At 69.4% G+C, this 20,358-nt stretch carries 19 protein-coding genes; 13 read left to right on the top strand and 6 right to left on the bottom strand.

Translation table 11 applies throughout. The features are described 5' to 3' along the window. Positions 1–115: 115 nt before the first annotated feature. From ACQPYY_RS30040 to sepX, 4 genes are all read left to right on the top strand, one after another. Complete coding sequence (locus tag ACQPYY_RS30040) at positions 116–1,054, top strand: UTP--glucose-1-phosphate uridylyltransferase (RefSeq protein WP_379092744.1); 939 nt, start codon at positions 116–118, stop codon at positions 1,052–1,054. Between the two features lie 33 nt (positions 1,055–1,087). Next, positions 1,088–2,347: a molybdotransferase-like divisome protein Glp gene (gene glp, locus ACQPYY_RS30035; RefSeq protein ID WP_357280640.1), complete on the top strand. Its 1,260-nt coding sequence runs from the start codon at positions 1,088–1,090 to the stop codon at positions 2,345–2,347. Positions 2,348–2,429: 82 nt separating this feature from the next. Beyond that, on the top strand, positions 2,430–3,098 hold the full coding sequence (locus tag ACQPYY_RS30030; protein ID WP_357280638.1) for a GNAT family N-acetyltransferase: 669 nt from the start codon (positions 2,430–2,432) through the stop codon (positions 3,096–3,098). 184 nt (positions 3,099–3,282) lie between these two features. Continuing rightward, positions 3,283–4,428, top strand: coding sequence for a divisome protein SepX/GlpR (sepX, locus tag ACQPYY_RS30025; protein ID WP_433591861.1), 1,146 nt, complete (start codon positions 3,283–3,285; stop codon positions 4,426–4,428). Positions 4,429–4,905: 477 nt separating this feature from the next. On the opposite strand, the gene ACQPYY_RS30020 is transcribed toward sepX, so the two are convergent. Further along, positions 4,906–5,970 (bottom strand): hypothetical protein, encoded by a 1,065-nt coding sequence (locus ACQPYY_RS30020; protein WP_433591860.1) that lies wholly within the window; start codon positions 5,968–5,970, stop codon positions 4,906–4,908. Continuing rightward, positions 5,970–6,704 carry a ParA family protein gene (locus ACQPYY_RS30015; protein ID WP_379092754.1) on the bottom strand — a complete coding sequence of 245 codons (735 nt, stop codon included), beginning with the start codon at positions 6,702–6,704 and terminating at the stop codon, positions 5,970–5,972. Before ACQPYY_RS30015 ends, ACQPYY_RS30020 begins: the two co-directional genes overlap by 1 nt. 295 nt (positions 6,705–6,999) lie before the next feature. On the opposite strand from ACQPYY_RS30015, the gene ACQPYY_RS30010 reads away from it, so the two are divergent. Continuing rightward, positions 7,000–7,950 (top strand): NlpC/P60 family protein, encoded by a 951-nt coding sequence (locus tag ACQPYY_RS30010; protein ID WP_433591859.1) that lies wholly within the window; start codon positions 7,000–7,002, stop codon positions 7,948–7,950. Positions 7,951–8,019: 69 nt separating this feature from the next. Beyond that, positions 8,020–8,970: an SMP-30/gluconolactonase/LRE family protein gene (locus ACQPYY_RS30005; protein ID WP_433591858.1), complete on the top strand. Its 951-nt coding sequence runs from the start codon at positions 8,020–8,022 to the stop codon at positions 8,968–8,970. On the opposite strand, the gene ACQPYY_RS30000 is transcribed toward ACQPYY_RS30005, so the two are convergent. After that, positions 8,919–9,581, bottom strand: coding sequence for a TetR family transcriptional regulator (locus tag ACQPYY_RS30000; protein ID WP_379092763.1), 663 nt, complete (start codon positions 9,579–9,581; stop codon positions 8,919–8,921). The genes ACQPYY_RS30005 and ACQPYY_RS30000 overlap by 52 nt on opposite strands. Positions 9,582–9,670: 89 nt before the next feature. Here ACQPYY_RS30000 and ACQPYY_RS29995 point away from each other — a divergent pair, with 89 nt between their 5' ends. Together ACQPYY_RS29995 and ACQPYY_RS29990 are read left to right on the top strand one after the other, a co-directional pair. Next, on the top strand, positions 9,671–10,753 hold the full coding sequence (locus ACQPYY_RS29995; RefSeq protein ID WP_433591857.1) for a substrate-binding domain-containing protein: 1,083 nt from the start codon (positions 9,671–9,673) through the stop codon (positions 10,751–10,753). A 206-nt stretch (positions 10,754–10,959) separates the two neighbouring features. Beyond that, the gene (locus tag ACQPYY_RS29990; RefSeq protein ID WP_433591856.1) at positions 10,960–11,670 is read left to right on the top strand and encodes a MarR family transcriptional regulator; all 711 of its coding nucleotides are present in this window, start codon (positions 10,960–10,962) and stop codon (positions 11,668–11,670) included. On the opposite strand, the gene ACQPYY_RS29985 is transcribed toward ACQPYY_RS29990, so the two are convergent. Continuing rightward, on the bottom strand, positions 11,664–12,005 hold the full coding sequence (locus tag ACQPYY_RS29985) for a hypothetical protein (RefSeq protein WP_379095911.1): 342 nt from the start codon (positions 12,003–12,005) through the stop codon (positions 11,664–11,666). The two genes, ACQPYY_RS29990 and ACQPYY_RS29985, sit on opposite strands and share 7 nt — an antisense overlap. Positions 12,006–12,017: 12 nt before the next feature. Between ACQPYY_RS29985 and ACQPYY_RS29980 the strand changes: the two genes are divergently transcribed. Next, entirely contained in the window at positions 12,018–12,971 is a 954-nt protein-coding gene (locus tag ACQPYY_RS29980; protein ID WP_433594766.1) for an undecaprenyl-diphosphate phosphatase, read from the top strand. 70 nt (positions 12,972–13,041) lie between these two features. Here the strand turns inward: ACQPYY_RS29980 and ACQPYY_RS29975 are convergent, their stop codons facing one another. Next, positions 13,042–14,673, bottom strand: coding sequence for a cutinase family protein (locus ACQPYY_RS29975; RefSeq protein WP_433591855.1), 1,632 nt, complete (start codon positions 14,671–14,673; stop codon positions 13,042–13,044). A 145-nt stretch (positions 14,674–14,818) separates the two neighbouring features. After that, positions 14,819–16,222, bottom strand: a complete 1,404-nt coding sequence (locus tag ACQPYY_RS29970) for a lipase family protein (protein WP_433591854.1) — start codon at positions 16,220–16,222, stop codon at positions 14,819–14,821. A gap of 275 nt (positions 16,223–16,497) precedes the next feature. Here ACQPYY_RS29970 and ACQPYY_RS29965 point away from each other — a divergent pair, with 275 nt between their 5' ends. Genes ACQPYY_RS29965 through ACQPYY_RS29950 form a run of 4 tightly spaced genes read left to right on the top strand, consistent with a single transcriptional unit; the run spans position 16,498 to position 20,357 of the window. Next, entirely contained in the window at positions 16,498–16,908 is a 411-nt protein-coding gene (locus ACQPYY_RS29965; protein ID WP_433591853.1) for a zinc ribbon domain-containing protein, read from the top strand. Further along, positions 16,905–18,050: a thiolase family protein gene (locus tag ACQPYY_RS29960; RefSeq protein ID WP_433591852.1), complete on the top strand. Its 1,146-nt coding sequence runs from the start codon at positions 16,905–16,907 to the stop codon at positions 18,048–18,050. Before ACQPYY_RS29965 ends, ACQPYY_RS29960 begins: the two co-directional genes overlap by 4 nt. Next, a complete protein-coding gene (locus tag ACQPYY_RS29955; protein WP_433591851.1) occupies positions 18,047–19,588 on the top strand; it encodes a class I adenylate-forming enzyme family protein in 1,542 nt (513 codons plus the stop codon). Before ACQPYY_RS29960 ends, ACQPYY_RS29955 begins: the two co-directional genes overlap by 4 nt. Next, positions 19,581–20,357 carry a crotonase/enoyl-CoA hydratase family protein gene (locus tag ACQPYY_RS29950; protein WP_433591850.1) on the top strand — a complete coding sequence of 259 codons (777 nt, stop codon included), beginning with the start codon at positions 19,581–19,583 and terminating at the stop codon, positions 20,355–20,357. Before ACQPYY_RS29955 ends, ACQPYY_RS29950 begins: the two co-directional genes overlap by 8 nt. Position 20,358 lies beyond the last annotated feature (1 nt).

Here is a 20,358-nt window from a genome sequence, read left to right as displayed (position 1 = left end):
GCCCTCGGTCCGGCGTTCGGTGCGCTCCTGCCGTCCTCGCCCCTTAGGCTCTCGGGGATATCGAGGCGGCCACGAGCCACTCTCGGGCATATGACGGATGGATAGGGTGAAATTCATGACAGCTACTGGCGGCGGAACCGAGTCGTGCTTCCGCACCGCGGTGGTCCCCGCGGCCGGGCTCGGCACCAGGTTCCTGCCCGCGACCAAGACGGTTCCCAAGGAGTTGCTGCCGGTGGTCGACACCCCGGGCATCGAATTGGTCGCCGCCGAGGCCGCGGAATCCGGCGCCAATCGGCTGGTGATCGTGACCTCGCCCGGAAAAGACGGTGTGGTCGCGCATTTCGTCGAGGACCTGGTGCTGGAGAGCACCCTCGCCGAGCGCGGCAAGTTCCATCTGCTGGAGAAGGTGCGCAAGGCCCCCGCCCTGCTCGACGTCACCTCGGTGGTGCAGGAGGAGCCGCTGGGCCTGGGTCACGCGGTGGCGCAGGCGGAATCGGTGCTCGACGCCGACGAGACCGCCATCGCGGTGCTGCTGCCCGACGACCTGGTGCTGCCCGGCGGCGTGCTGGAGCTGATGGCCGACGTGCGGAACACCTACGGCGGTTCGGTGCTGTGCGCCATCGACGTGCCCAAGGAAGAGGTCAGCGCCTACGGCGTCTTCGACGTCGAGGAACTGCCCGACGGCCCGTGTGACGTGCTCAAGGTCAACGGCATGGTGGAGAAGCCCGCCGTGCACGAGGCGCCCTCCACCTTCACCGCGGCCGGGCGATACCTGTTGGACCGCGCCATCTTCGACGCGCTGCGTCGCATCACCCCCGGTGCGGGCGGCGAACTGCAGCTGACCGACGCCATCGCGCTGCTGATCGCGGAAGGCCACCCGGTTCATGTCGTAGTGCATCGTGGGTCGCGGCACGATCTGGGCAACCCTGGCGGTTATCTTCGTGCTGCGGTCGATTTCGCTCTGGAACGCGAGGAATACGGTCCCGCTCTGCGCGAGTGGCTCGAGCAGCGGCTCGGTCCGGACTGGAATCCGCAGCTGACCACGTGCGAATGAGGCGACGAGCAGGCGCGACAACGGAAGGGCGGCATGCGCTCGGTTGAGGATCAGCAGATCAAGGTGACCGCCGCGGCCGTGGCCCCACGGCCGGTCCGGGTCGCGATCAGCGAGGCACAGGGTTTGCTGTGCGCCGAGGATGTGGTCACCGAGCGCCCGCTGCCGGGCTTCGACCAGGCCGCCATCGACGGATACGCCGTGCGCAGTGTGGATGTGGCCGGCGCGGGCGCGAATATCCGTGACGAGGACGGCAATTCGGTGCTCCTGAGCCTGCCGGTGGTGGGCGAGGTGGCGGCCGGTTCCCGCCAGCCGATCCGCCTGCAGCCCCGCCAGACCGTACGCGTGGACACCGGCGCGCCGCTGCCCACCCTCGCCGATGCCGTGCTGCCGCTGGAGAACACCGACGGCGGCCGCGCCCGGGTCAAGGTCTACGAGGCGGTCCGCTCCGGGGACTACGTGCGCCGCATCGGCGACGACGTGCAGCCCGGCGATCTGGCCGTGCGCGCCGGCACCATCATCGGCCCGGCCCAGGTGGGCCTGCTGGCCGCGGTCGGCAAGGACAAGGTGCTGGTGCATCCGCGGCCCCGGCTGTCGGTGCTGTCGGTGGGCGGCGAGCTGGTCGACATCGACCGCACGCCCGGACCCGGCCAGGTCTACGACGTGAACTCCTACGCCCTGGCCGCCGCCGCGCGCGACGCGGGCGCGGACGTGAACCGGGTCGGCATCGTGAGTGCTGATCCGAAGCGGCTGCGGGACGTGGTGGAGGGCCAGCTGGTCCGCTCCGAGGTGGTCGTGATCGCGGGTGCGGTCGGCGGCTGGGCGTCGGAGCAGGTGCGCGAGGCCCTCGAGGGGCTCGGCGAGCTGGAGATCACCCGGGTCGGCATGCATCCCGGGTCGGTGCAGGGTTTCGGCCTGCTCGGCCGCGACGAGGTGCCGACCTTCCTGCTACCCGCGAATCCCGTTGGCGCGCTGGTGGTTTTCGAGGTCATGGTGCGGCCGTTGATCCGGATCGCGCTGGGCCGTCGTCACCCCATGCGGCGCATGGTGCGGGCGCGCACCATCCTGCCGATCGCCTCGATCCCGGGCCGCCGCGGCTATCTGCGCGCGCAGCTCATGCGCGACGAGCAGACCGGCGACTACCTGGTGCAGCCGCTGGGCGGCCCGAACGGGGCGTCCTCGCATCTGCTGGCCACCATGGCCGAGGCCAACAGCCTGATCGTGATCGACCCCGAGACCACCGAGGTGCGTACCGGTGACGAGGTCCAGGTCGCGTTCCTGGCTCAGCGTGGGTGAGGCCCGACATGATCGGTCAGGGCCCGAAGGCGTCGCTCCTCCACCCAGCGCTTGGTCGCGTCACCACGCAGGGCACCCGAGCATGGCGAATGGATTCAGCGTGAACGTCTTCCGTTCGGCCCAGCATCCGGGCTGGCCAGCGCATCTGGGTCCGGTGCGGGTCGCGGCGGGCACGGTCACGCTGCGGCCGATCCGCCTGCGGGACGCGTCCGCGTGGGGCCGGATCCGGGTCCGGGACAAGGATTATCTGGAGAAGTGGGAGCCCACCGGCCGCGGTCCGTGGGAGGCGCGTAACCACTCCAGCAATTGGCCCGCGCTGTGGTCGGCACTGAAGGCCGAGGCGCGGCGCGGCGCCATGATTCCGCTCGTCATCGAGGTGGACGGCCAGTTCAGCGGTCAGCTCACGGTGGGCAATATCGTGCGCGGCGCGCTGCGGTCGGCGTGGATCGGCTACTGGGTGTCGAGCGAGCTGGCCGGGCAGGGCGTGGCCACCGCGGCGCTGGCCCTGGGCCTGGACCACTGCTTCGGCGAGGTGGGCCTGCACCGGGTGGAGGCCACGGTGCGGCCGGAAAACCTTGCCAGTCAGGCGGTTCTGCGCAATGTCGGTTTCCGCGAGGAGGGCATGCTGCAGCGCTACCTCGACGTGGACGGCGCGTGGCGGGATCATCTGCTGGTCGGCATGACGGTCGAGGAGGTTTCGGGGACCGTGGTGGACAGGCTGATTCGTGCGGGGCGCGCCAGCAAAGCCTGATAACTCGCTGAGCGCGGCGTGTGAGAGTTTTCGCGACCGAATTCGTGTGACTAGTGTTGCGTGTGTGGTCGGCGCGCCTGAGGGGAATACCCACGGCGTGGAATTAACCTACGCACGTCGGTGGTGCGTCTGTTTTCCGATCAGAAGGGACAGACAACAGGGCGGGACGGAGGTGTAAGGGCCAATGCCGAATTCGATCTTGTGGATCGGGTTGGTGGTGCTCTGGGTCTTCGTGCTCTTCCCGATGCTGGCCAATCGCCATCCCCGCATCCGGCAGCACACCGACGCCGCCCTCTCGACACGAGTGTTGCATCGCGGTGGTGCCAAGCGACGCACCAGGAAAGGTCCGGCGACCGGACATGACACCGACCCGGACTACGTGCCGGTTCGCAGAAAGCTTCACCCGAATGAGGATCCGGAGGATCGGATGACCAGATCGGACGACAGCCCCGCCGAACCGGAAGCCCTCACCGCCGCCGCCGCGGCCGCGACGGCAGCAACCGTAGCCGAGAAGGACGAGGTCGTCGCCGCGGTGAGCGCCGAACTGCCGGAGCCCGAGACGGATTCGACCGACCCGGAGGGCGCCGACGACGCGGACGAGGACGCCGCCGAATCCGAGCCCGCCGCAGCGGAATCCGAGACCTACCCCGAAACCGCCACGGATGAGACAGAATCCGAGATCGTGGATGCCGCGGCCGAGACCGACGACGCTGAGCCGGAAGCCGCCGTGGCCGAGGTGTCGGCGGCCGAGCCCCGCAAGCGGGTCTCCCGCGCCCCCGCGCTGCGTGACCCCGAGCCGGAGCCGGAGCCGGAATCCGACGACGAGGACGAGGATTTCGTGCCGTCCCGGCGCGGACGCGGCGGATTCGACCCCGAGGCCGACGCCGCCGCCCGCGCGGCCCGCTACACCTTCCGCCAGCGCGCCGTCCTGGGCCTGGTGCTCGCCGGCCTGCTGTTCGCCGCCTCCGGCGTGGCCATCTCCTCGATCCTGTGGTGGCTCGCGGCGCTGTCCGGCACCGTGCTGGTCGCCTACCTCGCCTACCTACGCAAGCAGGTTCGCATCGAGGAGGACATCCGCCGCCGCCGCGCCGCCCGCGCGTCCCGCACGCAGACCGAGTCCGACGCCGACGCCGAGGAGGAGCGCCGCACCCGCGAACGCCCCCGCCCCGACCGCGACGAGACCCGCACCCAGCTGCGCCGTGCCGTTCTGGTCGAACCCGACGACGAGGACCCGTTCTTCGAGCACCTCGACCTCTTCGACGCCGCTGAGGCGCGCGCCACCCGCCAGCGAGCCGCCGGCGCCCGCGAACGCCGCGCCGTAGGCGAATAGCCACAACGCACCGAGAAGGGCTCCCCGTTCAACGGGGAGCCCTTCTCGCATATCAGGGGTCGTCAATAGGCGGTGCGGGCGAGGAGCCGCGCCACGGCTGTGCGGGTGAGGCCCTGAGCCATGGGTGATGCGAGTGAAGCGCTGAGCCGACTGGCGTTCCGAGTGACGCCGAGAGTTCGCACGGGGGTGAGGCCGAGAGTTCATCGGGGGCGGGGCGGGGGTGGGTCGTGATTCATTGGGCGCGCGCGGGCATGAGCCTGCCGATGACTGCCGGTTGATACGCGACGACCGCGCCTACGGTGAGCGTCGCTCCGAGTCGTCTGGAGTTCGGGTGTGAGGCTGCGGGTTTCCGTGGGTTCGGGGGCGTAGCCACTGAGAGGTTCGAGAGGTGTCTCTCGCGAAATTGAATAGGCTTTTGCTATTACAGCGAAAGGGCCCGGCTTTCGGCCGGGCCCTTTCGGCGGGTGCTGTCGCGAGCTAATCGACGTCCGGCATTCGGCCGGTTGCCGGAATCTGCCGCTCGATGAGTTCGGCCAGCGTCCGGAGTTTGGCCGCGAATTCGCGCGCGGCCACCGGATGCTCCCCGGACCCCTTCACCACCTTCTGGGTGAGTGCGGTGAGCCGGGATTCGACCGCGCTGAACACGTCGGAGGTGGCGGGCTGCTCCTCGGTGAGGTCCCCGCGCAGCCACGCGCGCAGCCGCTGCACGACCGCGCCCTCGTCGTAGTCGTCGGGCAGGACGGCGACGGCTTCGCGGAGTTTGCCCGCGGTGACCTTCACGTCGGCGGCCAGCGTGGTGTACACGGTGACCGCCGCGTCCTCGCCGTAGGCCGCGGCCACCGGCAGCAGCTCGCGGATCTGGCCCTCGTTGAGGGCGGGCGCGACCGGGTGCAGGCGCGCGGCGAGCGGCCAGGCCCGGATCAGCTTGTGCGCGTAGGACCGTTGCATGTCCCAGCGCTTCTCCACGTACTCGTCGAAGGTGGCGTGGTCGGCGCGGTAGAGCCGGCCGTCGCGCACGATCTGCAGGGCGCGCCCGGCGGTCCAGAAGGCCACCCGCAGCGCGTCGATGGAGGACTCGCACACCTCGAGCTGATCGGACTCGCTGCGGCTGAGCGGTCCTTCGCCACCCGTCGTGGGCAGCGGCAGATCCAGCACGCCGGGCGTGCTCTCGGCCGCCGCCGGGGTGGCCTCGCGCGCCACCGGCTTCGGCGCCGGAGCCTTCGGTGCGGCCGAGATCTTCGGTGCCGCCGGGATCTTCGGCGCGGGCGTGACCGGTTGCGCCGCCACGGGTTCGGCCGCCACCGTCTCGGGCGTCAGGGTGGCGGTCGCGGTGGCGGCGGGCGCCGCCGCCGCTTCCGCCGGGGCCGCCGCGGGCGCGGCCGGCGCCATGAGGACGGTAGTGGCGGCCGGTGAGAGTTTCGGTGTGCGCGGCCATTTGGCGTCGCGCAGCGGGGACACCGGGGGAGTGTGCTCGGCCTCGTCGGAGAGCGGGTTGCGGCCCAGGCCGCCGCCGATGGAGGTCTTTCTCCGCTGGGGTGGCATCAGGCCGACACCTCCGCCGGCACGCACGACTCGATGTAGTCGCGCACCAGCTCGTCGCCGACGGCCCGGTATTCGCCGAGATCCTCGATCGGGTTCTCGGCGCCGTCACCGACTTCGCCGTCGGCGGCCTCTCGATACCACTTCCAGGCGCTGACGTAGGAGTCGAAGACCTCGTAGCCCGCGTCCTCGAGATTGCCGCGCTGCGTGCGGTATTCGGTGGATACGTTGACGCCGTTCTTCATGGTGACCGGAACCTTGGTCATGAGCACACGCACGCGAACGGCCTTCTCGTGCTCGGCGGCCGCTTCCTCGGCGGCGCGGTAGGTACTGGGGACGCGTTTGACTTCCGAGGGGCTGACGCTGGTGACGAGGATGAGTTCGTCGCTGACGGGGACGGCGGCCTTGAAGATGTCGGCCGATTCACCGCCGGCGTCGACGATGATCACGTCGTAGTTCGCGGAATTGTCGGTGATGCAGTCATTCACGTGCCGCGAGGGGAAGGCGAGCAATTCGAAGGGAATGTCGACCTCGGCCTTCTGTAGTCGCCGATACCAGGAGTACCCGGTCTGGCTCAGCGGGTCGGCGTCGATCACCAGTACTCGAAGTTCGTGCGCGGTAGTGAAATACGAGGCGAGGAAGAAGGCGGATGTCGTCTTGCCCACGCCTCCTTTGAGATTCCCGAGCGTGATCACCAGTGGCTCGGGAAGGTTGCCTAGCGCAGGGGATTTGGTCATCGATCAACCTCCTGTTGATGGGGAGGGCAGCTTCCTCGATCAGTCTCACACGCGCGCGGGACGCGCCCGTGAAGGCTCGCTCGGGGGTGTCGAATTGGTTGGAAACCGGCTGTGTCCAATTGGACACAGCCGTCAATGGTTACCGTTTCGTAATGAATAACACGCATGTCATTCATTGCCACCTCCGACGTTCCGGCGAAATATGCATTCTCGGATCTGCTGGCAGTACCGAAGAATTTCGCGTGATGGACGGAAACCGGATAGCTCTCACGGCTTGATCGGAGGACGACCGCTCATGGAAACCAACGGTGATAGACAGAAGGTTCGATTACTTCCGCGGCTGAGCCTGCGGACCCTGGTGACAGGAGTCCTCGGAGCTGCAGCCATAGGAGCCGCCCTGTTCTTCGCGGCGGGCCAGGCGCAGGCGGCGCCGGTGACGATCCCCGGTATCGGGGCGATCGACATCCCGGACGAGATCGCCGCCCCGCTCGGCCGGGTGACCCCCGCGATCGGCATTCTGCCCCCCGCGGCCGGAACCACTTCTCCCACGCCGGAATCGGCGATCGGCGAGCCGGACGCCCCCCGGATGACGGTGGCGCCGCAGCACATCGTCATCGCCCCGGCCGACACGATGCCCGACCCGGCGCCGGTGCAGTCACTGCTCCCGGAGTCGCTGCGCCCGGCCATCGTGCCCCCGGCGATCGGCACCCCTGCCGTCGCCATTCCTGCCGTCGCCGCCCCGACCGGTGTGATCCAGGCCCCCGCGCCGGTATCGCGCACGGTATCGGTGGCCGGTCTCGGCACCTTCGCGGTGCCCGCCGCCCTGCCCCCGCTGACCGGAATCCCCGGCGTGACCGATTCCGCGGCCACCCGCACCACGGTGCCCGCGGCGATGCCGAAGACGGCGGGCGAGCGCGCGGTCGAGGCGGCCCGCACCAAACTCGGCGCGAACTACAGCATGGGCGGGAGCGGCCCGGACTCCTTCGACTGCTCCGGTTTCGTGCAGTGGTCGTATCGAGAGGCGGGCGTGGAACTGCCGCGCACGAGTTATTCACAGCTCGCCGCGGGAACCCCGGTCGGGATCGACGAATTGGAGCCGGGCGATCTGGTCTCCTACTACGGTGGTGGCCATTCGGCGATGTACCTCGGCGATGGAAAGATCATTCACGCCAGTGACTATGGTTCCGGGGTGAAGGTCTCACCGCTGTCGAATATGCCGGTGACCGGAGCGCGTCGCTTCCAGTGAACCGATCGACATCGGCGGACGTGATTCCCCCGAATTCTTGATCAATTGACCGATAGTGCGAGGTAGGGCATGGGTGCAAGGAAAACGGTGGCACTGACTCTCGCCACGCTCGCGGCCGCGGCCTGGTCGACTCTCGCCGAGACTCCCGCGAATGCCGCACCGGTGTGCGCGAGCGCGGGCGGGCCGACCGTCACCGTGGCGAATCTGCCGGGGACCGCGCTGGAAGGCATCACCGTCGACCCGGCCGGGCGCGCGTTCGTCACCGATCTGGTGAGCGGGCGGGTCTTCCGGATCGACGCCCCGGGCGCACCGGCGGTGCCGATCGCGCGGGTGCCCTCCGGCGGGGCGGGTGCGCTGGCCTGGCTCCCGGACGGCCGGCTGCTGGTCGGATACGGCGCGGATCCCCGTGTCCTCGTGGGTGATTCGCTGCGGCAGGCGGGCATCGTGACCGTCGACCCGGACACCGGGGCGGTGGCTCCGTTCGCGGCCGGGTTGTCGGCGGGCGACGGTATGGACGTGGCGGCGGACGGAACCGTCTACGCGACCAATGATTTCGGCTCGCTGGTGGGCCGGGTGAATCCGAACGGCGTGGTGCAGGCCGACTGGGGCAGTCTGCCCAGCGCCAATGGCGCCGTGCTGAACCGGGATGGCTCCTACCTGTACGTGTCGCGGACTTTCGCCAATCCGGGCGTGAGTCGCATACCCACCGATGCCCCGTGGGCTCCGCAGTCGTTGCTGGACCTGTCCGGCGGTGACGCCCTCGCGGCCGCGGATGGGCTCACCCTGGATTCGGCGGAGCGCCCGGTGCTGCCGTTCAATCTGTCGGGTGAGGTCGTGCGGATCGACGCTCCGGGCCGGTACTGCGTGCTCGGCGCCGGCCCGCGGCTGACCAGCGCGGTGCAGTACGGCCGTGGCGCGCAAGGCTTCTCGGCGGGCCGGCTCTTCGGCATCACCTTCGGCGGTGTGGTCTACGAGGTGCCGGGCGGCTTCGATCCGGACGCCCGGACGGCGGCCCCCTGACCGGGGTGGTTCACCGGTTCACTGAGTAGTCCGACGATCATGGCGATGATGCTGTCGCGCACCTCGTCGCGTTCGATCTCGGTGGGCAGCACGTACCGCTCGTAGTCGGCGAGCAGGGCGAACATGACCGTGGTCATGGCCTGCAGCCGGTACCGGCGTTGCGCCGGAGTCAGTTCCGCCAGTGCATGATACAGCCTGGCGACGAGCACTCGTGTTGTCTGCCAACGCTTTTCGTTGAGATTGGGTCCGGTGACCGCCGGATGGGCGCGGGCCTGCTCCAGGAACCGCGCGTAATGCGTCGAGCCCTCGGCGTAGGGCACGTCGAACATGGGCCGCACCAGAATGGCGACCAGCGCGGCGACGCTGTCCGGGGCGCCCGAGGACTCGTGCTCGGCGAGCAGTTCGGTCCGGCGGGATTCCAATGCGGGCTGATGGCGTTCGATAATGGCGGCGATGAGTCCGTCCCGGGAACCGAAGTGATAGTGGACCGCGGAGTTGTTGCGTTGTCCCGCCGCCACCGCGATATCGCGCAGGGCCACATGCGGCCCGCGTTCGGCGATGGTGCGCTCACCGGCGAGCAACATGAGCTCGCGCGCGTCAGGACTGTTCACGGTGCTATCGTGCCCCTTCGTCTCGCACCGCGTGGTCCCGGGTGGACGCGCGGGCGGATCCGTGGGCATTCGGACGGCGGTGATGATCGATGACGCCACGTGCGGCCCGGTCGCGCCGGGCGACGGTGGACCTGGCCCTGGTCGTCCCGATGAGCGGTTCGGCCGGCATCTTCGGGCCCTCCTGCGAGGCGTGCGCCGCGCTGGCCGTCGAGGACATCAATGCGATGGGCGGGATCCTGGGCCGCCCGGTTCGGCTGCATCCGGTGGACGCGGGCGCGCCGCTGCCGGTGCTGGCCGCGCGGATCGACCGGATGGTGAGCCGCGGCATGATCGACGGCGTGGTCGGCTGGCACCTGTCGAACGCGCGCAAGGCCATCACCCCGTACACCGCGGGCCGGGTGCCCTACATCTACACCACCTTCTACGAGGGCGGCGAGGACTCCGACGGCGTCTACATGGTGGGGGAGACCCCGGATCAGCAGTTGTTCCCCGCGCTGCGCTGGTTCCGTGCCGAGCTGGGGGTGCGCCGCTGGTGCATCGTCGGCAACGACTATGTCTGGCCGCGTGAAACAGCAAGGGTTACTTGGGAATTCGCTGACACGAGCGATATCGACGTGGTCGGTGAGGTTTTCGTGCCGTTGGGCAGCCGGGATTTCGCCGCGGCGCTGGACCTCATCCGCAGTTCGCCCGCCGAGGGTGTGCTGCTCTTCATGGTCGGCGCGGATTGCGCGGCGTTCAATCAGGCTTTCGCGGCGGCCGGGCTGGACGAGAGCCGCCTGCGGCTGAGCATGATGATCGGCGAGGACGTGCTCTACGCGGGCGGTCCGGACAGCGCGCGCGGATTGTTCACCGCCAGTGGCTATTTCGAGAGCCTGGTGTCGCGTGAGGCGATGGCCTTCGGCAGCCGCTACACCTCCCGTTTCGGTCAGCTGGCGCCGGCGCTGAACAATATCGGCGAATCCTGTTACGAGGGTCTGCTGTTGTTCGCCTCGCTGGCGGAGGCGGCGCACAGCCTGGACGTGCGGCTCATCGAGCGTGGCGCGGCGCGGGTGAGCTACGGCGGCCCGCGCGGTGAGGTGCGGGTGCGCGGGGCGCACACCACGCAGCCGGTGTACCTGGCGGGCGCGGACATCATGGACTTCACGGTGCTGGCCGACCTGACCGGATTGTGAAGCGCTGGCTGTTCGACTGATGGCGAACGCTACGTTGCGTTCCCAACCGGGGTGAAGACCGAATGCCGTCACGAACAGGATAATGCAAGTGTGCCAAGGGTTTTCGATTGTCATGATGATCATTTGCGGCGCCCACCGGGCGGTTTTCGTGTTGCAATAGGGTGATGCCGCGCCGCCTCGGCGGCATGTGATGAAGGAGCCGCTCCGTGCCCGGAGGAAGACTCAGCCCCGATGATCGCCGCCTCATCGCCGCCGGTCTGGCCCGGGGCCTCGGCTACGCCGAGATCGCCCGTCGCCTGTCCCGGCCGACCTCCACCGTGAGCCGTGAGGTGACCCGCAACGGCGGTCCGGGCCGCTACCGCGCGGAGCTGGCGCAGGCCGCCACCGCGGTGCGGTCGCGCCGCCGCACGCCGCGCCCCAAACCCGTCGAGAAGCCTTCCGGCGTCGACGAATACGGCCGCGATCCGGTGCTGCTGACCGAGGTCAGCGACCGCTTCGCGCTGCTGTTCGCGCAGTTCGGGATGCCGCGCATGGCCGCCGCGGTGCTGGCCCGGCTGTACGCCGCGGACTCGGGCAGTCTCACCGCCGCCGAGCTGGCGGCCCAGTTGCGGGTGAGCCCCGCGACGGTGTCCGCGGCGGTGGGGCGGCTCGAGGAGCGGGCGCTGATCCGCCGCGACCGGGACCCGGGCACCCGCCGCGACCGCTACGTGATCGACGAGTCCGCTTGGTACCGAGCCACTCTCGCCGGGGCGCAGGTCAACGAGCGGCTGGCGGCCCAGGCCCGGCACGGCGCGGACGCGCTCGGTGTGGCCACGCCCGCCGGGCTGCGGCTGCTGGGCATGGGGGACTATCTCGAGCGGGTGGGCCTGGACATGGTCCGTTCCGCCGAACGCTGGCGGCCGCGGCTCGATCAATGAGCGACGGCGATGCCGGGAAATCTGCGGTGAATGCGATCGACATACTTGCGCACCGTGGAAAGTTCGGCCGAGATCGTTTGCCGGGCTTCCGCGGTGGGTGCGGTGTGTAATCGCCGCGTCAGTTTGACTACATGCCTTTCCAATTCGTCCAGGAAGATGCGGGCCTGAGCTAACTCGGGATCCTCGCCGACATCGGGATTACCGAATCCCCTGTACTGCATATCGCCGAAGTATTCCACGCTGCCGGACGCCGCGCCGCGCAATTGGATTGCTTCCGGTAGCCTCGCCAGGCGAGCTGCCCCGGCGCCATCGGGGTGTTCGGGTCCCCGCACCACCGCCCGACAGGAATTCGAATGGCCATCAGTTACCTGGAGTCGATCGTCGTCGGCGCGCTGCAAGGGGTGAGCGAGCTGTTCCCGGTCTCCAGCCTGGGCCATAGCATCCTGCTGCCGGCCTGGGTGGGCGGGCAGTGGGCCGACGATCTGAGCATGTCCGCCAAGGATTCCCCGTACCTGGCGTTGCTGGTGGCCATGCACGTCGCCACCGCGCTGGCCCTGGTGATCTTCTTCCGGCGGGAGTGGGTGCGCATCCTGCGCGGCCTGTGGGATGTGGCGCTGACCCGCGAGATCCGCACGCCCGAAGCGCGATTGGGCGTGCTGCTGGTGGTGGCGACGATTCCGGTCGGCCTCGCCGGACTGCTGTTGGAGAAGATCGTCCGCAACTATCTCGGCACTCCCGTGCCCACCTCGATCTTCCTGGCGATCAACGGTTTCGTGCTGCTGTCCGCGGAGATCATGCGCAAGCGTGAGCCCGAGGCCGACTTCGTGCTCGCCGGCCCGACCGGCCGCCGGGACGTGTCCATGGAGGACACCATCGTGCTGCCGATGACCGACCCGGACCGCGCCTCGGACGTGCGCCTGTCCCGCCTGACCATGCGCGACGCCACCCTGATCGGATCGGCCCAGATCGCCGCGCTCTTCCCGGGCATCAGCCGTTCCGGCAGCACCATCGTGGCGGGCCTGTTCAAGGACATGCGCCACGAGGACGCCGCCCGCTTCGCGTTCCTGCTGGCCACCCCGGTCATCCTGGCGGCCGGCGTGCTGAAGACGCCGGAGCTGTTCAAGCCCGAGAACCACGCCATCCTCGGTCCGGCCGTGGCGGGCAGTGTGGTCGCGGGCGTGCTGTCCTATATCTCGGTCAAGTTCCTGACCGCGTACTTCGAGACCAAGACCCTGACCCCCTTCGCCGTCTACTGCCTGATCGCGGGGCTGGGCAGCCTGGTCTGGTTCACCATTCGCTGACCCGTCTCCCCGGGTGACGAAACCAGAACGCGCCCGGCATCCGAGGGATGCCGGGCGCGTTGCTGCGCTGTCAGTTCGTGGGCGTGGTAGTAGGCGCCGCGGTGGTGGTGGTGACGACAGGTGTCGTCGTCGGGACGGTGGTGGTCACCTGGGGCGTGGTGGTGACCGGCGCGGTGGTGGTGTCCGGGGCGACCGTCGTGGTGGCCGGAGGCGTCGTGGTGGTGACGGCCGGGGCCGGGGTGGTGGTGGTCGTCGTGGTTCCGGTCGCCGGTGTGGTGGTGGCGGCCTCGCCGGACTTCGGGGCGGCGGCCAGCGCGGCCGGGGCCTTCGAGGTGGTGGTCGGGGTCGGCGTGGTGGTCAGCGTCTTCGGGTCGAGCTGGTGGGCCTGGGCCTGCTTCGCCAGTTCGGTGAGCCAGGCGGCGGCGTACTCGGCGGAGCTGACGGGCTTGCCGTTGTCCGGGTTGGAGTCGTGCCAGTAGTCGAAGTGGTGGCCGGTGCCGTTCGGGCCCAGGGTCAGGTTGTACGGGTCGTTCATGATCACCGGGATGGTGTTCTGATTGGTGGTGATCAGCCCGATGACCTCGTTGAACACCTTCTGCGGCAGGTACGCCAGCGGCGACATGTTCTCGGCGGCGATATTGTCCGCGGCCACCGGGGTCGCGTTCTGCTGGTTCGCCTGGTAGCCGGGCTGCGACACCTTGAGCAGCACGTCGAGGAAGGTCTCCTTGCTGGTCCACCAGCCCGGGTTGTGCGCGATGTCGGCGAAGGCGTCGCCCGCGATCTTGCCGAGCACGACGGCGACGTCGATGCCGGTGGTCGGGTTGAGGCCCTCGTTCTGCATCTGGTCGGCATTGATCTGGCGGCCGACATTGATGGCGAGCTGCAGCAGCGAGATGTTCTTCGGCGCCGCGCAGGTGAGGTCGCCGTCGGAGCAGAAGGACGCGATGCGGCCGTTCAGCGCGCCGAAGTCACCGGCCTGGTCGGGCAGCGCGCCCTGTCCGCCCGCGACCTGCTTGCCGGTCTGGTAGCTCTGGTTGAAGTTGTCCGGACGGCTCGGGTCCTTCGCGCCCGGGAACGGACCTTCCCCGGCGGTGCGGCCCGCGTCGGCGAGGATCACCACGCCCGCGACATTGCCGGGATCCACGATCCCGTATTTGCCGTCCGCGCCCGCGCTCTGGTGGCCGATCTGCATGGCCACCCGCCGCACCACGTCCGCGCCCTCGGAATAGCCGACGATCGCGTATTTGGTGTTCGGGCAGGCCGCGGAAATATCCCGCATGACCTGCTCGGTATTGGCGACACCGGTATTGACGGCGTCCTCGTAGCTGTTCAGGTTCGCGGGATAGGAGATGTAGACGGCCGAATACGAATTGGAGTCGACCGAGCCGCCGGGGGCGTTGACCACCGGGTCCACCCAGTGGCTCTGGTAGTCGTCGGACAGGGCGGCGGGCAGTTCGTTGCCGTTCGCGTCGACGAGCATCTTGGTGGTCCCGGACTGCGGCGAGTCGTTGCGTCCGGCCACCGAGATGGTCACCATGTCATGGCATTCGGTGACCGACGAAGTCAGCGCCGGATCGGCCTGCTTCGAATCCGGCCCCGTCAGCGCGTAGGTGGCCGCTATCGCGGCCGCCACACCCAGCACCGCGGGAGCGGCGACCGCCGATGCGATCTTATGTCGTTTCGCGAACCCGCGAATATCCATGCCCGAATCCCCATTTCACCCCGACAAGTGAACTGTCAGGCCCAGCGACTGAGCGGGCCGTCTTCACACGGAGACGTCGTAACCGGAGATCCGAGTGTTACTTATGCGAATGAGTCGTTACCGCACCCTGACCCGAACCCGCTGATCAGGCGCCGATCGGTTTGCCGAAGAATGAGGCGAAGGTCTCACCCAGCGTCTCGCCCAGGGACTGCAGCTCACCGGGGGTGCCGAGCATGGACGGCATGTCGGTGGTGGAGCAGCCCGGTTGCGCGCCAATACCGTTCAAGCGATCGAACAGCCACAGCAGCGCGGCCGGTCCGCCGGAGACCTCGCCGATGACATGCTCGCTGGCCCAGTCCCGGGTGTAGGTGACCTGTGCTCCGGGCTGCGCGCAGTAGGTGTCGACCAGCTTGTCGGCCGCGGGTAACGGCAGGATCTCGTCCCAGCGCGAGTGCCACACGAACAGCGGCATGTCCGGCAGGCTCTTGCCCAGGCGGGTGTCCTCGAGCATGGCCTGAACAGCGGGTTCGGCGAGCGGGTCGGGGGAGTTGATCATGCCGGTGATATTGAGGAACGGCAGCAGCGCGGTCTGGTACTGCACGCAGAACGGCGCTTTCACCGTGCGCAGCAGCTGGCCGAGCGGGTTGAGCTTCTGGTCCAGCAGCGCGCTGAAGTCCGGGTACTCCCGCGAGAGCCCGAGGACCGCTCCCAGCACCAGGCCCGCGGTGGCCTGATTGTTGGCCATGAGCAGTGCCGCGCCGAGGTCCGCGCCGGTGCCGCCGGAGGCCGCGCCCACGATATTCAGTTCCGGCGCATAGGTTTTGCGCATCTCGGCGGCGTGCATGGTGGGCATCGACCCGCCCGAGTAGCCGTACAGCGCGGTCGGCGCGCCCGCGCCGACGCCGAGCGGCGCGAACGAGGTGGCGGCGCGAATGCCGTCGAGGGTGATGCGCCCTGCCAGCGGCCCGGCGGCGTACGCCGAATTCGGGCCCTCATGATCGGGGATCACGACCGCGAACCCCTTCTGCAGCGCGGCCTGCGCGAAGAGGAATTCGGCGGGCGCGACGATCTGCCCGAGGAACGGCGCGGCCGAAAGGTGTTGCAGCGCATAGGAGGGACTGCAATATCCCTGCGTGGAGTCCTCGGCGATCTGCACCGAGAGCAGCTTGCGCGGCGCGGGCGCGGTGCCGCGCGGCTTGATCAGGGTGGCGACCGCTCCGATGGCCTCATCGCGACTGTTGTTGGAGCGGTAGGAGACCTGCCAGGCGTCCACGTTCAGCGGGATCAGCCCGAAGTTGCCGAGATTGACCTGCCGGGCCGCGATGATCTCGCCGGGCGCGGCGGCGGCGATCACGTCGGCGGGCGGGTTGTAGAAGCCGGGATCGAGTTCCGGCGGCAGTGGCAGCACCTGTGCCGGCGCGATCGAGGGCGGCGTCGGCGCGGCCGGATCGGCGTGCGCCGGTCCCACCGTGAATGCCGCCGCCACCAGCGTCGTGATGGACACCGTCCCGAAGCGTACGAGCCGCCCGGTCAGTCGCCTGGTCTTCATCGACCCACTTCCTCACCCTGAATCCCCAAGTTGTGAGACTAACTAGTCTCAATATTGCGGGGCTCACTCTGCCACAGCTGTGACCGGGCTCGCAATATGCGCGAGCGGCGGAATCGGGGATTGGGCGGATTCGGCCTATCGACGCCGGTGGCGTGGCTCGACGGGCCGGGATGCGAGGTCGTGGGGCAATTTCGGCAAGAGCCCTTCCCGGTGGCGGGGATCACTGCTAGTTTCACACTTACTGAACGCTCAACAAGTAAGTTTGCGAGGTCTCGATGCGCGTTGCCGTCAACCCCAGGCTCTATGACCCGCTACCGGACGATCCGGTGCTGCTCGGCTGCGAATGCGAGGCGTGCGGCCGGGTGTACTTCCCGCCGATCGGGCTCGGCTGCGAGATGTGCGGCGCGGGGGAGGGGCGGCTGCGTGCGCGGCCCCTGCGCGCGGAAGGCGTGGTGTTCGCGGTCGCGGAGGTGGCGGTCGACCCGCTCGGCGCGGCCCCGTTCACCGTCGCGGAGATCGTGCTCGACGAGGGGCCGCTGATCCGCGCGCTGACCCACCCCGACTCGCCCGCGCCGCGGATCGGCGATCGGGTCGCCGCGCGCTGGCGGGTCGTGCGGCGCGACGACGCCGAGATGGTCGAGCCCGCCTTCGCGGCGGTTCCGGCCGGGAGCGAGGTGCGGGCATGAGCACGGACCTGCGGCCGGTGTGGGTCATCGGCGTCGGCTTGCATCCCTATCGGAAGCCCGGCCGCACACCGTATCCGGAGCTCGGCGTCACCGCCGTCCGCGCGGCGCTCGCCGACGCGGGCCTGCGGTGGGATCAGGTGGACACCGCGTACACCGGAACCGCCACCACCTCGATGGCGTTGTCGCGCTTGATGTATCGGCATCTGGGTGCGACCGGCATCCCGATGGTGCAGGTCGAGAACGCCTCCGCGTCGGGGTCGAGCGCCTTCCGGCAGGCGTACCTCGATGTCGCCGCGGGCCTGCACGATGTGGCCATCGCGGTCGGCGTCGACAAGCCGCTGAACCTCACCATGCCCGCCCGCGCCGCCGGGCTGGAGGACCTGGTCGGGAATCGGCTGCTGCCGGTCTCGCACTTCGCGCTGCTGGCCTCGCGGTACATGTACGAGACGGGCGCGACGCCGGAACAGATCGCGCGGGTGGCGGTGAAGAACAGCCGCAATGCCGCGCTCAATCCGAACGCGCAGCGCCCCGGGGCCAGAACGCTCGAGGAGGTGCTGGCCCCGCCGGCCCTCAGCGGCGTGCTCACCCGCCTGCAGTGCTGTCCGATCGGGGAGGGCGCGGCCGCCGCCATCGTCGTCTCCGAACGGGCGATCACCGACCTCGGCCTCGACCGGGGTCGCGCGGTGCGGGTGCGGTCCTCGGCGCTGCGGTCGGAAACCTATTACGGCACCGAGAATTTCGACGCCGCCCTGACCGCGGAGACCACAGCCGAGGCGTTGCGGGCGGCCTGCGTGAGCATCGACGACGTGGATCTGATCGAGCTGCACGACGCCTTCACGGTGGAGGAGCTCGTCTATCTCGAGGCGATGCAGGTGTGCGAGCCCGGCCGGGCCGCGGCCGCCCTGGCCCGGGGTGATTTCGATATCGGCGGCAAGGTCGCGGTCAACACCTCCGGCGGGCTGCTGTCCATGGGACATCCGATCGGGCCGACCGGCGTCGGGCAGATCGCGGAGCTGGCTGTCCAGCTGCGCGGCGAAGCCGGGCCGCGGCAACACCCCGATGCGCGAATCGGCTTGGCGCACATGGTCGGAATCGGCGCGGTCTGCGCCGTACACGTGCTCGCACGCGAGGAGGAATGGTGAACACACCCGACATGGGATCCCCGGAGTTCTGGGCCGTCCATCGACCGGACGCACCCGCGGTGGTCAGCGGCGGCGCCGTGCTGACCTATCGGGAATGGAACGACGCGGCCGACCGGGTCGCGGAAGGCCTGGCCCGGTGCGGGCTGACCGGCGGCGATCGGATCGGCACGCGGTTCCGGCTCGCGCCGGAGTACTTCGTCGTCCAGCGCGCCCTGCAGAAGCTCGGCGTGGCCCAGGTGGCCGTGAACTGGCGGTTGACCCCGGACGAGGCGCTGTACATCCTGCGCGACAGCGGTGCGAAAGGGCTGGCCTGCAATGACATCGACGTCACCGGATGGGATCCGGACATGGTCGGCCTGCTGATCACCGTCGGCCAGACCGCGGGCGCGCCCGGGGTCCGCTACGAGGATCTGCTCGAAACACCGGACGCCCCGGCTCGTTTCGGTGCGGCTCGGCCCGCTCTCGTGCTCTACACCTCCGGCACCACCGGCCGCCCGCGCGGCGTCCCGCCGACCGACCCGGCCACCGTCACCGATCCCGAACGCCTGTACCGGTTCCTGACCTCGGTGGCCTCCGTCCCGCCCCTGCCCGACGCGGTGCGGGCACTGCTCACCATGCCGATCCATCACGGCGCCGGACCGGCGGTCACGGCGTCGGCGTGCGGGCGCGGCGGGACCGTGGTCACGCTGGATCCCTTCGACGCCGAGGCGGCGTTGCGGCTCATCCACGAGCATCGCATCCAGTCCTGGATCGCGGTGCCCACCATGCTGCTGCGCCTGCAGAAACTGCCCGGCGCGGTACTCGACCGCTACGACCTGTCCTCGGTGCGGCACCTCGGAACCGGGGCCGCACCGGTCCCGCAGTCGCTGAAGGAATGGGTGGTCGAGCGCTTCGGCGACGACGTGCTGTGGGAGAGCTACGGCGCCAGCGAACCCGGCATGATCAGCTACACCGCGCCGGAGCATCAGATCGCCAAGCCGGGCACCAGCGGCCTGCCGTTCGACGGGGTCGAGATCGCCATCGTCGACGCGGAGTGGAATCGGCTGCCCGCCGGGGAATCCGGGGAGATCGCGGTCAATACGCCGATCGTGTTGCGCAACTATCTCGGCGGTCCGCCGCTCGGCGAGGACGTGATCAAGGACGGCTTCTACCGCACCGGCGACGTCGGCTACCTCGACGCCGACGGCTTCCTGTTCATCACCGACCGGATCAAGGACATGATCGTCGCGGGCGGGGTCAACATCTATCCGGCCGAGATCGAGAAGGCCCTGGTCACGCACCCGCGGGTGATCGACGCCGCGGTGATCGGCATCCCCGACGACGATTTCGGCGAGAAGCCGCTGGCCTACATCGTCGCGACGCCGGGATCCGCGCCGACCGAGGCCGAACTGCTGGCCCACCTGGAAGGACGGCTGGCCGGGTACAAACGCCCCCGCCGCTTCGACTTCGTCACCGACCTGCCCCGCAACCCGGTCGGCAAGGTTATGAAACACGAACTGCGCCAACCATATTGGGAAGGACGTGAGCGCAATGTCTGACCGGCCCGATCTCATCGTGACCGACGTCGTCGACGAAGGGATCCTGCTCATCCGGATCGACCGGCCCGAACGCCGCAATGCCTTCGACGGCGCGACCGCCCGCGCCCTGGAGGCGGCCATCGACCGCTACGAGGCCGACGACGCGCTGCGCTGCGCGGTCCTCACCGGCTCCGACCTGGTGTTCTCCGCCGGACAGGATCTGATCGCCGCCGCGACCGGCGATATGGGCGTCACCGAACGCCGCGGCGGCTTCGGCATCATGGCCCGGCCGCCGGTCAAACCCATCATCGCCGCGGTGGAGGGCCACGCCCTCGCGGGCGGCCTCGAACTGTGCCTGGCCTGCGATCTGATCGTCTGCTCGCGCACCGCCACCCTGGGCCTGCCGGAGGCCGCGCGATCGCTGGTGGCCATGGGCGGCGGCTGTTTCCGGCTGCCCAAGCGGATTCCGTATCACCTGGCCATGGAGCTGATCCTGACCGGAAAGCCCTGGCACGCCACGATGTTCGCCGAACTCGGACTGATCAACCGGCTCACCGAACCGGGCGGGGCGGTCGACGGCGCGCTGGAGCTGGCCCGCGACATCTGCGCCGCCGGGCCGCTGGCGGTGCGGGCGAGCAAGCAGATCGTCGTCGACTCCCAGGGCTGGACCGACGAGGAAGCCTGGGCGAAGCAGATGCCCTATCTGACCGCACTCCAACAATCCGAGGACCTGCGAGAAGGCCTGCGCGCCTTCGCCGAGAAGCGGCCGCCGGTCTGGAAGGGACGCTGAC

The sequence above is a fragment of the Nocardia sp. CA-145437 genome, assembly GCF_050956485.1.
In the GTDB taxonomy this organism is placed as follows: Bacteria; Actinomycetota; Actinomycetes; order Mycobacteriales; family Mycobacteriaceae; genus Nocardia.
Note: the sequence above shows the minus strand (reverse complement) of the source record. Positions and strands in the feature narration are given on the sequence as shown.